At 35.3% G+C, this 14,679-nt stretch carries 14 protein-coding genes; 13 read left to right on the plus strand and 1 reads right to left on the minus strand.

The window, feature by feature from the left end:
• Positions 1-9 precede the first annotated feature (9 nt).
• The 13 genes from AB5359_RS06900 (at position 10) to AB5359_RS06960 (ending at position 13,400) form a co-directional block, all read left to right on the plus strand.
• Complete coding sequence (locus AB5359_RS06900; RefSeq protein ID WP_003649433.1) at positions 10-561, plus strand: dUTP diphosphatase; 552 nt, start codon at positions 10-12, stop codon at positions 559-561.
• The gene (gene radA / locus AB5359_RS06905) at positions 561-1,940 is read left to right on the plus strand and encodes a DNA repair protein RadA (RefSeq protein ID WP_003649432.1); all 1,380 of its coding nucleotides are present in this window, start codon (positions 561-563) and stop codon (positions 1,938-1,940) included. Before AB5359_RS06900 ends, radA begins: the two co-directional genes overlap by 1 nt.
• Before the next feature lie 81 nt (positions 1,941-2,021).
• Positions 2,022-3,521, plus strand: a complete 1,500-nt coding sequence (gltX, locus tag AB5359_RS06910; RefSeq protein ID WP_003649431.1) for a glutamate--tRNA ligase — start codon at positions 2,022-2,024, stop codon at positions 3,519-3,521.
• Positions 3,522-3,614: 93 nt separating this feature from the next.
• The gene (gene cysS / locus AB5359_RS06915) at positions 3,615-5,027 is read left to right on the plus strand and encodes a cysteine--tRNA ligase (protein WP_077410137.1); all 1,413 of its coding nucleotides are present in this window, start codon (positions 3,615-3,617) and stop codon (positions 5,025-5,027) included.
• On the plus strand, positions 5,020-5,463 hold the full coding sequence (locus tag AB5359_RS06920) for a Mini-ribonuclease 3 (RefSeq protein ID WP_003649429.1): 444 nt from the start codon (positions 5,020-5,022) through the stop codon (positions 5,461-5,463). Before cysS ends, AB5359_RS06920 begins: the two co-directional genes overlap by 8 nt.
• Positions 5,450-6,205, plus strand: coding sequence for a 23S rRNA (guanosine(2251)-2'-O)-methyltransferase RlmB (rlmB, locus tag AB5359_RS06925; protein ID WP_020807200.1), 756 nt, complete (start codon positions 5,450-5,452; stop codon positions 6,203-6,205). The genes AB5359_RS06920 and rlmB overlap by 14 nt, the downstream gene beginning before the upstream one ends.
• Positions 6,206-6,405: 200 nt before the next feature.
• Positions 6,406-7,251, plus strand: coding sequence for a PRD domain-containing protein (locus AB5359_RS06930; RefSeq protein ID WP_232610091.1), 846 nt, complete (start codon positions 6,406-6,408; stop codon positions 7,249-7,251).
• Between the two features lie 9 nt (positions 7,252-7,260).
• Entirely contained in the window at positions 7,261-7,620 is a 360-nt protein-coding gene (locus AB5359_RS06935) for a PTS lactose/cellobiose transporter subunit IIA (protein WP_003649426.1), read from the plus strand.
• A gap of 18 nt (positions 7,621-7,638) precedes the next feature.
• Complete coding sequence (locus tag AB5359_RS06940; RefSeq protein ID WP_039157473.1) at positions 7,639-9,342, plus strand: PTS lactose transporter subunit IIBC; 1,704 nt, start codon at positions 7,639-7,641, stop codon at positions 9,340-9,342.
• 10 nt (positions 9,343-9,352) lie between these two features.
• The gene (gene lacG, locus AB5359_RS06945; RefSeq protein WP_368279869.1) at positions 9,353-10,780 is read left to right on the plus strand and encodes a 6-phospho-beta-galactosidase; all 1,428 of its coding nucleotides are present in this window, start codon (positions 9,353-9,355) and stop codon (positions 10,778-10,780) included.
• 145 nt (positions 10,781-10,925) lie between these two features.
• Positions 10,926-11,483 (plus strand): sigma-70 family RNA polymerase sigma factor, encoded by a 558-nt coding sequence (locus AB5359_RS06950; RefSeq protein ID WP_003649423.1) that lies wholly within the window; start codon positions 10,926-10,928, stop codon positions 11,481-11,483.
• A 67-nt stretch (positions 11,484-11,550) separates the two neighbouring features.
• Complete coding sequence (locus AB5359_RS06955; protein WP_003649422.1) at positions 11,551-11,769, plus strand: hypothetical protein; 219 nt, start codon at positions 11,551-11,553, stop codon at positions 11,767-11,769.
• 122 nt (positions 11,770-11,891) lie between these two features.
• Positions 11,892-13,400: a gluconokinase gene (locus tag AB5359_RS06960; RefSeq protein WP_048685642.1), complete on the plus strand. Its 1,509-nt coding sequence runs from the start codon at positions 11,892-11,894 to the stop codon at positions 13,398-13,400.
• Between the two features lie 46 nt (positions 13,401-13,446).
• Here AB5359_RS06960 and AB5359_RS06965 read toward each other — a convergent pair whose 3' ends face one another.
• Entirely contained in the window at positions 13,447-14,586 is a 1,140-nt protein-coding gene (locus AB5359_RS06965; protein WP_048685644.1) for a glycerate kinase, read from the minus strand.
• Positions 14,587-14,679 lie beyond the last annotated feature (93 nt).

Consider the following 14,679-nt stretch of genomic DNA (forward strand, 5'->3'; position numbering starts at 1 on the left):
GGGAAAATAATGAAAAAACGTGGTTTTGAAATAGTATCTAAATATCGTAATGCAGGCTTGCACTTGCCGCAAAGACAAACAATTGCCAGTGCAGGTTATGATTTTGAATGTGCGCAAGATATAGTTTTACCATCAATTTGGTGTATGAATTTTGTTAGAATTTTCAGATTAATTAGAAATAGCCATGAGCTGAATGAACGAGACCTTGAATTAGCAGAAAAAGTTTTAAAGCCTTTTTTAGTACCAACGGGAATTAAAGCCTATATGCCAGAAGATGAAGTTTTGATTCTTGCCAATCGCTCGTCGAACACTTATAAGCGTAATGTTACCTTGCCGAATGGGATTGGAGTAATTGATAGTGACTATTATAATAATGAAAAAAATGAAGGTGAGATTTACTTTCAGATGATTAATTACGGAGTTCGTCCACTAAAAATTAAGAAAGGCGAACGAATCGGTCAAGGAATTTTTATGCCTTATCTGAAAGCTGATAATGATGAACCAGTTCAAAGACAACGTCTTGGTGGATTTGGCTCTTCTGGAACAAGGAATGAAGAATAATGGCAAAAGTTAAAACACGTTATAAGTGCCGTAATTGTGGTTATATTTCAGCTTCTTATTTAGGTAGATGCCCTAATTGCGGTGCCTGGAATCAATTTGAAGAAGAAACGCAAGAAGTAAAAAAAGTATCAACCAAGGCAACTGCTAGTCGCTTAATGACTAAAATTGGAAATAATGATCCAGTAAAATTAAATGAAGTAAAAGCTGAAAAAGAAAAAAGAATTGTAACTCCTTTTGAAGAACTAAATCGAGTTCTAGGAGGCGGAATAGTTCCGGGTTCTTTAGTTTTAATTGGTGGAGATCCTGGAATTGGTAAGTCAACTTTGATGCTTCAAATTACCGGTGCTTTAGCTAAAGAGCATAGTGTTTTATATGTTTCAGGAGAAGAGTCGGCTAGTCAGATAAAGATGCGAGCTGATCGTTTAGGTGTAAGCAACAGCGGAATTTTGCTTTATCCTGAAACCAATATGCAGAATATTCGTGAACAGATTGATGAAATTAAGCCGGATTTTTTGGTAATCGACTCTATCCAAACAATGAATGAGCCATCTCTTGATTCGATGGTTGGATCAGCTTCTCAAGTTCGAGAAGTTACGAGTGAGTTAATGAAGATTGCCAAGAATGATCAGATTACTACTTTTGTTATTGGACATGTGACTAAAGAAGGTGCAATTGCTGGCCCTAAGATTATGGAACATATGGTTGATACTGTCCTTTACTTTGAAGGGGATGGCCACCATTCATATCGAATTTTAAGGTCTGTCAAAAATCGTTTTGGTGCAGCTAATGAGATTGGTATGTTTGAAATGAAAAATGAAGGACTAACAGAAGTAAATAATCCTTCAGCGATTTTCTTAGACGAACGTTTACCAAATTCTACAGGTTCAGCAGTTGTCGTTTCGCTTGAAGGAACAAGGCCACTTCTAGCCGATATTCAAGCTTTGGTAACTCCAACTGCCTTTGGCTATGCTAAAAGAACTACGTCGGGGTTAGATTTCAATCGTGTAGCCTTATTATTAGCGGTTTTAGAAAAACGTGGTAACTTAATGTTACAAAATCAAGATGCATTTTTAACGGCAACAGGTGGAATTAAATTAAATGAGCCAGCGATTGACTTGGCAATTTGTATGGCTGTAGCTTCTAGTTATAAAAATAAAGAAATTTCTTCTACTGATTGTTTTGTAGGCGAAGTTGGCTTAACCGGTGAAATTAGAAGAGTTAATCAAATTGAAGCTAGAGTTAAAGAAGCTGCTAAAGTAGGCTTTAAGCGAATTTTTATTCCAAAACATAATTTAACTACTGAGCTTAAGAATAATTCTGAGATTGAAGTAATTGGTGTAGCAAGTTTGCCGCAAGCTTTAAAACTGGTTTTTAATTAGAAGATAGATTGAACTTTTGCTCGTTAAAAGTTACACTTAAATGGATGAATTTTAATAAATTTTGAAAGAGGCGCTTTAATTTTGGCAAAACAAAAAATCCGTGTTCGTTACGCACCAAGTCCAACAGGTCACTTGCATATTGGTAACGCACGTACTGCATTATTTAACTATTTATTTGCACGTCATAATAAAGGGACTATGGTCTTAAGAATTGAAGATACTGACCAAAAACGTAATGTTGAAGGCGGTTCTAAGTCCCAAATGGAGAACTTGCACTGGTTAGGTATTGACTGGGATGAAGGTCCTGATAAGGGCGGCGACTTTGGCCCTTACCGCCAATCAGAGCGTAAAGATATTTACAATAAATACATTAAGCAATTAATTGATGAAGGTAAGGCTTACTATTCATACAAGACTGAGGAAGAACTAGAAGCACAACGTGAAGAACAACGTGCAATGGGAATTGCTCCTCACTACACTTATGAATACGAAGGTATGACCGCTGATGAAATTAAGCAAGCTCAAGCAGATGCAGAAGCAAAAGGCTTAAAGCCAGTTGTTCGTATTCACATTCCCGAAAATAGAACTTATGCTTGGGATGATATGGTTAAGGGTAAAGTATCATTTGAATCTGATACTATTGGTGGCGACTTTGTTATCCAAAAACGTGATGGTATGCCAACTTATAACTTCGCAGTTGTAATTGATGACCACTTAATGGAAATTACTCACGTTCTTAGAGGAGACGACCACGTAGCTAATACTCCTAAGCAATTAGTAGTTTATGAAGCACTTGGCTGGGAACCACCTAAGTTTGGTCATATGACTTTGATCATTAACTCTGAAACTGGTAAGAAGCTTTCTAAGCGTGACGAATCAGTTCTTCAATTTATTGAACAATATCGTGACCTTGGTTACTTGCCAGAAGCAATGTTTAACTTTATTACTTTGCTTGGTTGGTCACCTGTAGGTGAAAGCGAAATTTTCTCACAAAGAGAACTAATTAAGTCATTTGATCCTAAGCGTTTATCTAAGTCACCAGCTGCTTTTGATCAAAAGAAGCTTGAATGGATTAATAACCAATACGTTAAGAAAGCCGATCGTGATGTTTTATTAGATCTTGCTTTGAACAACTTACAAGAAGCAGGATTGGTTGGCAAAGAAATTTCACCTGAAAAGATGGAATGGGTTCGTCAATTGGTAAATATTTACGCTGTTCAAATGTCTTACACTAAGCAGATTGTTGATATTACTAAGATCTTCTTTGAAGAAGCTCCAGAATTATCTGATGCAGAAATCGAAGAGATTAAGAAAGACGACGCTCGTCCTGTAATTGAAGAATTCAAGAAACAATTAAATGCAATTCCTCGCTTTACTGCTGTTCAAGTAATGAACGCAATTCAAGCTACTCGTCATGAAACTGGCGTTAAGGGTAGAAAATTATTTATGCCAATTCGAATTGCTGCTACTCGTTCAATGGTTGGACCTGGTATCGGTGAAGCTATTGAATTAATGGGTAAAGAAAAAGTTAACAAGCACATTGATTTAACTTTGAAGCAATTAAGCGATTTAGGTCTTTAATTATTTCTGATAAAGTTAAAGCTACGTGAAAGCGTAGCTTTTTTTGTTAGAATATACTAGGAAATAAATGTCTTAAGTGAAAGAAGGATGATCATGAAGGTCTTTAATACTTTAACTCGGCAAAAAGAAGAGTTTAAGCCATTAGTAGCTGGTAAAGTAAGCATGTATGTCTGTGGACCAACTGTTTATAACTATATTCATATTGGAAATGCCCGTAGCGTGATTGCATTCGATACAATTCGTAGATATTTTGAATATCGCGGCTATGATGTGAAATATGTTTCTAACTTTACAGATGTTGACGATAAGATGATTAATGAAGCCCGCAAAGAACATACGACTGTAGGTGAACTTGCTGACCGCTATATTAAGGCTTTTATGGAGGATACAGAGGCATTAAATATTGAGCCAGCTACTCTTCATCCTAGAGCCACTCATGAAATTAAAGAAATTATTGATTTTGTTCAAGATCTAATTGATAAGGGCTTTGCTTATGAAGTTGACGGGGATGTTTATTATCGTGCTAAAAAGTTCCCTCACTACGGTCAATTAAGCGATCAAAATATTGCTGAACTTGAAGAAGGTGCTTCTGAACATATTAATGAAGAGGAGCAAAATAAGAAGGAAGATCCAATTGATTTTGCCTTATGGAAAGCTCAAAAAGAAGACGATGAAATTGCTTGGGATTCTCCATGGGGAAAGGGGCGTCCAGGTTGGCATATTGAGTGTTCAGTAATGTCAACTAAGTATCTCGGTGAGACGATTGATATTCACGGCGGTGGTCAAGACTTAGAATTTCCACATCATGAAAATGAAATCGCTCAAAGTGAAGCTAAAACTGGTAAGAAATTTGTTAATTATTGGATGCACAACGGTTTTGTAACTGTGGGTAAAAAACAAGAAAAAATGTCAAAGTCGCTACATAACTTTGTTACAGTGCATGACATTTTAAAGGAAATTGATCCACAAGTTTTACGTTTCTATATGTCTAGTGTTCAATACCGTCGTCCAATTAATTATTCTGAAGACGGTTTAAAACAAGCAGAGACTGTTCTTAAACGTTATCAAAATACCTTGCGTAATCTTGATGCTCGCTTAGCAGATGAGCAAGAACCTCTTGAAGATAATACTTTAAGGGATAATTTAACGCAGGCAAAGGCTGAGTTTATTGAAGCAATGGATGACGATTTTAATGTTCAAAATGCTTTGAGCATTATGTATGACCTAGCTTCAACCCTAAATACGCATCTTCAAAAAGATCAAGTGGATAAACCTGCTTTAAAAAAGGCCAAGAAATTGTTGCTTGATTGGCTTGAAATTTTTGGTGTTAGCTTTAATGAAAAGCAGGCTGATGACGAAGACGAGATCGAAGCTATGGTTGCTAAACGTGATGAAGCTCGTAAAAATAAAAACTGGGCTGAAAGTGATCGTTTAAGAGATGAACTACAAGCAAAAGGCATTGTAATTGAAGATACCCCACAAGGAACGAGGTGGCACCGTGCTTAAACCAAAGGTTTTGACAGAAAAAAAGACTAATCCAGATGCCTTAGGACCGCTTACCCTAGCTTATTTAGGTGATGGAGTGTATGAAGTTTATATTAGACGCCACCTTGTGAAAGGCGGTATTGTGAAACCACAAATGCTTCAAAGATATGCAACGCACTATGTTTCAGCTAAAGCTCAAGCTGCTTTGATTACAAAGATGCAAGACTTAAATATGCTTGATGAAAATGAATTAGCAGCCTTTAAGCGTGGAAGAAATGCTAAAAGTCATACCCACGCTAAAAATACTTCGATCAATACTTATAAGTTATCAACTGGTTTTGAAGCAATGTTTGGCTATTTAGATTTATTAGGCAAAAAAGAGCGTGTTGATGAGCTAGCAAATTGGTGCATTGACCAAGTAGAACAGGGAGGATTAGACAACTATGAGTTCGAATAATGATGAGTTTGTATATGGACGTCATGCAGGAATCGACTTCTTAAAGACGCAGGATGCTAACTTAATTAATAAAGTTTTTTTACAAAATGGCGTTCAAGAAGAATTTGCTAATCAAGTTTATCAATTAGCACGTAAAAAGAATTTAGTTGTACAGAATGCTCCGAAAAATAAATTGGATCAAATGGTTAATCATGAAAACCACCAAGGATTGGTTTTAACAGTCGCTCCATTTGAATATGCGGATTTAGATAAGCTTCTTGATAAATTTGACCAAGATGGGAAAGATCCCTTTATTTTAATGCTTGATTCAATTGAAGATCCTCATAATTTGGGTTCAATCTTAAGAACTTGTGATGCAACAGGCGTTGATGCAGTAATTATTCCAAAAAGAAGAGCAACTGGCTTAACTTCTGTTGTTGCTAAGACTTCAACTGGTGCTATTGACTATGTTCCAGTTGCTCGAGTTAATAATTTAGTACAAACTACTAAAATGCTTAAAAAGCGAGGCTACTGGATTTTTGGTACTGCCATGAAAGGTGAAGATTACCGTAAGTGGAATGCTAATGGTAAGACTGTACTTGTAATCGGCAATGAAGGTAAAGGAATTTCACCTCTTCTTTTAAAGCAAATGGATCAAACTTTAACGATCCCGATGGTTGGACATGTTCAATCGCTAAATGCTAGTGTAGCAACTGGTGTTTTACTTTATGGGATGTTTAATAGCCGTCATCCAGAAAAATAAAAATGTAGGAAAACGCTTGCATATATTAATTGAACCTGATATGATAACAATCAGTAAGAGATTGAAAAAGTAGATTGTTACTATTGGATTAGGCGAGACTACTGAATAACTCTAACTAGCAATACGTTAGTGGAGTTTATTCAGTAGTCTTTTTTTATCCTTTTTTAAGGAGGTGGGGAGAATTGTTGTTGATCAAGCGCGTGTTTAATAATAATTCAGCTTTGGTTGAGCTAGGCAATAATCGTGAAGCAGTTGTAGTCGGAAACGGAATTGCTTTTAAAAAAACTGAAGGAAAGGAGATAGATACGAGTAAAGTTGAAAATATTTTTTATCTTGAAAATAGTGCAACAAAACGGACTATTTTCTCATTATTAAAGAATACACCAGTAGATATTGCTGTAACTACTATGCATGTCGTTGATCACGCACATAGAAAGTATCACTATGAATTATTTGATTATTTTTACTTGTCGTTGAGCGAGCATATTTTAGGAGTATATCATCGAATCTTGGATAATACTTATCAAGCAAGCCAAATTCCTGATATTAAAGATGAATATCCTCTGGAAAATAAAATTGCGCAAGAAAGCGTAAAAATAATTGAACGGGATCTAAAAATTAATTTGCCGGTATCAGAAAGAAAAAATATTATGTTGCATTTAATTAATGCAAAGATTCCTGAAAAAAAGCAGTTTAATCAACCAAAAAATATGATCAACATTGAAGAAATGCTGCATATAGTTCAGGTGATTCTTGATCAACATAATATTTATCGATTAGCTAGTAATAATGATGAATATGAGCGTTTTATGATTCATTTGCAATATCTTTTCAGGAGATTAGAGCAGGGAGAAAAATTTCGCTCATCGGATATTACTAAAAAAGTAAAGGATGAATTAATATCCGAATATCCGGAATCATTTGCAGTAGTAAAAGAAATAGATGAACAGTTGAAACAAGATTTTCAATGGGAAATATCGGATGAGGAAAAGTTGTATTTGATTGTTCATATTCAAAGAATTTATGAGAAAAGTTCAAAATACTAGGAGAAAAAGATGGTTAGTAAAGAAGAAATTTCGATGGTTGGATTTACAATTGTTGCTTATGCTGGAGACGCAAAAACAGACTTGTTAAATGCTCTTAAATTAGCTCGTGAAGGAAAATTTGAAAAAGCTGAAAAGTTGATTGAAGAAGCAAATAATTCATTAGTAGATGCGCATAATGCACAGACTAAGTTAATGAGTCAAGAAGCTAATGGAGAAGAATTAGAGACAACTTTTATTATGTCTCATGGACAAGATACACTAATGACAACAATGCTTTTACGTGATGAAGTTAAATATTTCATTGATTTGTATAAGCAAAATTTAGCTTTGCGAGCTGAAATTGAGCAGCTTAAAGAAGAAATGAACTAAATAAATGGAGGAGTAAAAATGGATGGGTTGGTAAAAAGAATTGAAAAAGCGCAGCCATTTTTTAGAAAAGTTGCGACTAATCAATATTTAAGAGCAATTCGTGATGGCTTTATCGCGCTAATGCCAATTATTATCTTTTCAAGTTTTTTCTTGTTAATTGCTAATGTGCCTCAAATTTGGGGATTTGTTTGGCCTAAAAAAGTAGCTACAGCTTTAAATTTATTTTATAACTTATCAATGGGCTTTTTGTCCTTAATGGCCGCTTCTACTGTAGCTAAGGCCTTAACTGGAAGTTTAAATCTAAAGTTGCCAAAAACTAATCAAATTCCAGTTGCTGGAGTTCAATATACAGCTCAAATTTCCTTTGCATTTGTGGCAATAGATACTTTGTTAAATAAAGGAAATTTATATTTAGCTACTGATATGATTGGAACTAAAGGATTAATTTGTGCCTTCTTGGTAGCATTTATTGTACCTAATATTTATTATTTTTGTTTTAAACATAATGTCACGATCACGCTACCTGATGTAGTACCTCAAAATATTGCTCAAGCTTTTAAGAATATTATTCCGTTTGCTTTAGCAACTACTTTCTTTTGGGCATTTACGCTAATTTTTAGAGCTTTAACTAATATGAATTTGGCAGCTTGGATAATTAAAAGCCTAACTCCACTTTTTACCGCAGCGGATGGGTATGTTGGGTTGGCAATTATTTATGGTGCAATGGCGTTTTTCTGGTTTATCGGAATTCAAGGGCCCTCAATCGTTGAACCAGCAGTTACGGCAATATATCTAACCAATGTTGAAGCTAATTTAAGAGCATTTAATTCTGGAAATATTCAAGGCGCTAATCATATTTTGTCACAAGGAATTCAAATGTTTGTTGCTACTTTAGGAGGAACTGGAGCAACTTTAGTAGTAACGTTTATGTTTGCTTTTTTATCTAAGTCTAAACAATTAAAAGCAGTTGGACGTGCATCAACAATTCCAGTTATTTTTGGTGTTAATGAGCCTATATTGTTTGGTGCTCCATTAATCTTGAATCCGATTTTCTTTATACCTTTTATTTTTGCGCCAATTCTTAATGTTTGGATCTTTAAAATTTTTGTTGATGTGCTTCATATGCCGTCATTTATTTACAACTTACCATGGACCACGCCGCCAACATTAGGATTGTGGATGGGAACTGGTTTTAATATTTTGGCTTTATTACTAGGAATTTTATTACTAGTAGTTGATTCATTATTGTATTATCCATTTTTTAAGGCTTATGACGCTTCAATGCTAGCCCAAGAAGAAAAAAAGGAAGAACTTGAAGAAAAAGATGATAAAAAATCGGTTGTAACGTCTGCTGAACCTAAATTTAATGAATCTGAAATTCCACTTGGCAAAACTAAAGATCAACAAGCACTCAATGTTTTAGTTTTATGTGCCGGCGGTGGGACATCTGGAATTTTAGCTAAGTCACTTAATAAGTTAGCTAAAGAAGATAAATTACCTTTAAATGCAGCAGCTGCTGCATTTGGATCACATCATGATTTAATATCTGGAATGGATGTAGTAATTTTAGCGCCACAAATGGATACCATGAAAGATGAACTTGCGAAGGAATGTAAACAAAATAATGCTCGTATGATTACCACTACTGGGAAGCAATATATTTATATGACGCAACATGCTAATGAATGTTTGAAACTATTAATCAATGATATTAATAAATGACGGAGGCAGTATGTCAACTTTATTGAAAAGGGTAAAAAAGTTACCCAAGAATTTTGTATGGGGTGCAGCCACTGCGGCTTACCAGGTTGAAGGAAATACAAATTTAGATGGTAAAGGAAAGATTATGTGGGATGACTATTTGAAAAGTCAAGGAAATTTCTCACCCAATCCTGCTTGTGATTTTTATCATCGTTATCCAGAAGACTTAAAATTGGCCCATAATCTGGGGCTAAATGCAGTTCGTATATCAATTGCTTGGACTCGTATTTTCCCTAATGGTTATGTAACGAACAAGCCAAATGAAGCAGGGGTTAAATACTATCATCGACTTTTTCATGAATGCTTAAAAAATAATTTAGTACCATATGTAACACTACATCATTTTGACAGCCCTAAGACTTTGTTTGATCAAGGTGATTGGCTTAATAGAGAAATGATCAATGAATTTGTAAAATATGCAGACTTTTGTTTTCAAGAATTCGCCGAGGTTGATAATTGGTTTACGATTAACGAATTGATTTCATTAGCTATGTGTCAGTATATTCAAGGAACTTTTCCCCCTAATAAGTTATTTGATGTTTCTGATGCAATTCAGGCTCAGCATAATGAATTAGTAGCACATGCAAAAGTAGTTAATCTCTTTAAAGCTAAAGGATATAAGGGACGAATTGGGTTAATTCATGTGATTCAACCTGTTTATCCAGCAACAAATTCAGAAGCAGATCGACATGCAGCTGATTTAAGAGATGCATTTATGAATCGCTTTTTATTAGATGGAACCTTATTAGGTTTTTATTCTGATCGAACGCAGCCTTTAATTAAGGAAATTTTAGTTGCAAATAATGCTGAATTAAAGATTCTTCCTGAAGATCTTGAGATTCTCAAACAAGCAAGTAAGCAGAATGATATGCTGGGGATTAATTATTATCAAAATCAAACCGTTGCTAGTTATGAAGGACCAAGTGAAACTTATCATAACGGTAATGGAAAAAAAGGTAGTAGTATTTTTGCCTTTCATGGGGTTGGTAAAGATGTGCGAAATCCCGCTATTCCGACAACAGATTGGGACTGGAATATATATCCTGAAGGGCTATATGACGTACTAAAGAGAATAGAACACGATTACCCTGACTATCCTGTGATCTATATAACTGAAAATGGAATGGGTGCAAAAGAAGCGTGGGATAGTTCGAAACAGTATCTTGATGATGATTACCGAATTGATTTTATTGACCAACATTTGGCAGCTATCTTAAAGGCTCGAAATGAAGGAGTTAATGTGCAAGGATATTTCCTTTGGTCTTTACAAGATCAATTTTCATGGTCAAATGGCTATAATAAACGTTACGGCTTAATTTATGTGGATTTCGCTAGTCAAGATAGGCATTTAAAAAGAAGCGCCTTGTGGTTTAAGGCCCTAAGTAAGACTATGCAATAATAATTTTTTAACAGATAAGAAATTATCGTTCCGAAACTAAGCACAACTTTGCTATACTTGTATCCCATAAACATTCGTTCCCTTAGAAAGGATTCATTCTTTTTTTATTCTGATTATCAAATAGAAAAAGGAGGAATTTCCTGAGATGGAAAAAGTGAATGAAGTTTACTTGATTAGAAGGGTGAAAGAAAAGCAAGATATGAAGGCTTTACATGAGCTTTTGGATCGCTACCGGCCTTTAATCAATGGCGCTAAAATGAATTTTTTCATTCGTAATTTTGATAACGATGACTGGGAACAAGAAGCGTTAATTATGTGTTATCAGAGTTGCTGCACATATGATGAAGATCGAGCAGATAATTTTGGTGCCTACTATCGAACAAAATTCTATAATCATTTAAGATCGCTTTTAAGGTATGAACTAGCCCAAAAAAGGACCGCTTTTACTAAATCAATTTCTTACGACAATGTAGTGCAGAAAAATTTAATTAAAGAAGAAGTCGAAGAAATGCATATCACGCCTCGAAAAGAAATGTATCAAAAGTTTATTAAAAAGCTTTCTGATAAAGAAGTAATTGCTCTAAAAGTTTTTTTAGGAGAATTAACGATCGAAGAGGCAAGTCAGAAAACAAAATATAGCCGTTATCAATTATTGCAAGCAAAGGCTCGCTGCAAAGCAAAAATGCAAAAAGAATTGTTTTAAATTCGCATAGAGGTGATAAAAAGACTATAATAAAGGTTGTAGAATTTATTTAGGAGGTAATTTTAAGATGGCAGATGAAGTTATTAAGACAGAATTGTTAGACCGTCACATGAAGGAAGTTTTTGATTGGAGCGATTCTGACATGCCTGTTAGAGACGCACTATGGGACTACTTTATGGAAAAGAATGGTAGAGATACCATGAAGACGGAAAGTGACATGCTTCCGTTCTTGAAAGACTCTGACGATAAGATCGAAGCCTTCGTCAACGAAAATCTTAAGAAGTAACATCACCTAAAAACAATAATTCTACGCACCGTGGTCACGCATTGTTTGACCACCAAAGAACAATCTCTAGGGATTGTTCTTTTTTTATGAGAAAATATATTTTAAAAGAAAGGGGCGGTAGAATGGACTATATTATTGGAATGGATATTGGCACAACAGCAAGTAAGGGAGTTTTATATCAAGAAAATGGTAAAAAGATTGTAGAATCAACAATTCCGTATCCCTTAATTCAGGAAAAAGTGGATCAAGCTGAAGAAGATCCGCAAGTAATTTTTGATGCTGTGCAAAAGATTATTTTTGACTTAAGTAAAAAGGCTTCAGGAAAAGTAAAGGCAATTTCGTGGTCAAGTCAAATGCATAGCTTAATTGGACTTGGTAAAAATAATCAATTATTAACTAATAGTATTACTTGGGCTGATAACCGCAGTAGAGAAGTTGTAACTGCTGCAAAGAAGAGTGGATTAGCTAATAGTATTTATCAGCGAACCGGGATGCCGCCCCATCCAATGGCTCCTGTGTATAAATTGCTGTGGATTCAAGAAGAAAAGCCAGAACTTTTTGCACAGGTGCAAAAGTGGATTGGAATCAAAGAATACATTATCTGGCGTTTAACCGGAAAAATGATGACAGATACAACAATGGCAGCTGGGACGGGATTGCTGAACTTAAATAATTTATCTTGGGATGAAGATTTACTTAACCAGATCACTTTAGAAAAAGAAAAACTGCCAATCCTAGATAAACCAGAGACTGTTGTGGGAGGAATAATTCCCAATTATATTCAAAAATTAGGATTAACTGATCAGACCAAAATTATTTTAGGTGCAAGTGATGGATATTTATCAACAATTGGGGTTGGAGTTCTAAATGATAAATCTTTTGCTTTAAATATTGGTACATCAGGTGCTGTGAGAGTAATTGCGTCAAAGGCGATAGTTGATTCAGAAAATCGTTTCTTTTGTTATCCAGTAGATAAGAAGCACTACCTATTGGGTGGACCAGTAAACAATGGCGGTATAGTATTTGAATGGGCTAGAAAGACAATTTTTGGTCCTGATCAGACAGCTGAAGATTTTATCAATGTGGCAGAAAGTGTCCCTGCTGGAAGCAATGGATTGATCTTTCATCCTTACTTGGGCGGGGAACGGGCTCCAATTTGGAATGCCCAGGCGCGTGGATCTTTTATTGGACTCACTAGAAATCACACTAAGCCGCAAATGGCACGCAGTGTTTTAGAAGGAATTGTTTTTAATCTTTTGGGTGCAGCTAGAGGCTTACGTGAAAAAATTGGTGAACCAGAGGCACTAAGAGTGACTGGTGGTTTTGTAAAGAGTGATTTTGTGAGACAGTTAATTGCCGATATTTTTAATTTGCCAGTAATTATAATTAAAAATGACCAAAGCGGAACTTTAGCAGCAATGTTTTTGGCACAGGTGGGGATGAAAAGAGAAGCAAATTTAGAAAAAATCGCTAAGAAAATTGATGAGAGCAAGGTTTATTTTCCTAATCCTAAAAATGTTGCAGTTTATCAAGATATTATTCCCATCTATCGTGAAGTTGAGCACGATTTAGATCAAAGTTATGAAAAAATAGCAAGTTTTCAAGAAAAATATCCTAGATTATTTGAATAAATTAAAAATGATCGTTTAGCATAAAAACTAAATGATCATTTTTTGTTTATAGATAAATATTTTTAATCAACCGGCCAATATTTTCACTAATCTGAGCAAGATCATGTTGACTATCCTTAATTGCTTGTTTCAAATCCTTAGCGCCACTTTCAGTCGCAAAAATTGCATCAATTGGACCATAAAGCTCGTTAACTTTTTTACCAATGTTACCAGTTAGGCAAATTACAGTGGAAGTTGGTGCGACTTCTTTGGCTGCTATAGCAACACCATATGGAGTTTTACCAAACTTGGTTTGAAAATCAGTTGCTCCTTCACCAGTAAAAATAAAGTCTGCATTCTTTGTTTTTTCTTTGAAATTGGTCATTTCAAGTACGGCTTCAACGCCAGACTGGATAGTAGCATTTGTAAAGGTGAGTAAACCAAAGCCAAGACCACCAGCAGCTCCGGCACCAGGAGTATTTTCATAATTTTCTTTAACATCTCTTCGTACAACAGCAGCGAAATGATGTAAATTTTGATCTAATTCTTCTACCATTTCAGGCGTAGCTCCTTTTTGCGGACCGAAGACGAAAGAAGCACCATTTTTACCCGTAAGTGGGTTGGTTACGTCGCTAGCTAAAATGATTTCGGTATTTTTTAGCCGAGGATCAATTTTAGAGTTATCAATTCTTACTAGATGATTTAAGTTTCCACCGCCTAGAGGAAGCTCTTGGTCCTGTAAATTAAGTAATTTAACACCAAGTGCTTGAGCCATTCCAGCACCGCCATCGTTAGTACTGCTTCCTCCTAGACCAATAATTATTTTTCTAATTCCTGTGTCTAGAACTGTTTTAATTAATTCTCCAACACCGTAAGTAGTAGTTGTTAGTGGATTTTTAGTTTGGTCATTAACATATTGCAGACCTGCTGCTTCGGCCATTTCGATGACAGCAGTTTCTTTGTCGCCTAAGATGCCGTAATGCGCAGTGACAGAAGTATTTAAAGGACCGGTAACTGATTTAGTAAAAATTTTTCCATTTGTAGCATCCACTAAGGCCTGCATTGTACCTTCACCGCCGTCAGCCATTGGAATTTCAATGTATTCGGCAGAAGGGAGGGCTCGTTTTAGGCCAGTATAAATGGAATTAGCGACTTCTTTTGCAGTAAGTGAGCCTTTGAATGAATCAGGTGCGATGATAATTTTCATAGATATACCTTTTCTCTTTAATAAAATATTTTTCAATAAAAAAGGTGTAAACTGTACAACCTTAAGTACAATTTACACCTTTTGACAAAAATA

The sequence above is a fragment of the Lactobacillus sp. RTP31084st1_F9_RTP31084_210423 genome (assembly GCF_040919545.1).
GTDB classification, from domain to species: domain Bacteria; phylum Bacillota; class Bacilli; order Lactobacillales; family Lactobacillaceae; genus Lactobacillus; species Lactobacillus paragasseri.